At 71.3% G+C, this 408-nt stretch carries 1 protein-coding gene; it reads left to right on the top strand.

All coding sequences use genetic code 11. The annotated features are described in order from the left end of the window. The coding region (locus tag GVL52_RS32450) for a tryptophan synthase subunit alpha (protein WP_200848046.1) at window positions 1-279 on the top strand (279 nt) is incomplete at its 5' end. Window positions 280-408: the final 129 nt, after the last annotated feature.

Genomic DNA, 408 nt, shown 5'->3' with positions numbered 1-408 from the left:
GTCTACTACGTGTCGCTCAAGGGCGTGACCGGCTCCGGCGCGCTCGACACCACGGCCGTGGAGGCCATGCTGCCGGTGATCCGCCGCCATGTGCACATCCCCGTGGGCGTGGGCTTCGGCATCCGCGACGCGGCCACCGCGCAGGCCATCGGCCGCGTGGCCGACGCCGTGGTGATCGGCAGCCGCATCATCCAGTTGCTGGACGACCAGCCGCACGAGAAGGTGGTGCCCCTGGCCATCGATTTCCTGCGGGGGGTGCGCAAGGCGCTCGACACGTAGAATCAGAGAACATCCCCCTGAGCGGCTTTGCCGCTTCCCCCTTCTCTCGCGCTGCGCGCGGGAAGGGGGACGACGCCTACGGCCCGGCGGAGCCGGTTCCGTGGCGTCCACTGGCGTGGGCCGCGCCGG

The organism is Rhizobium sp. 18055 (assembly GCF_902706285.1).
Lineage (GTDB): Bacteria > Pseudomonadota > Alphaproteobacteria > Rhizobiales > Rhizobiaceae > Rhizobium.
The sequence above is the reverse complement of the archived record's forward strand: the minus strand, read 5'-3'. Positions and strand labels throughout refer to the sequence as shown.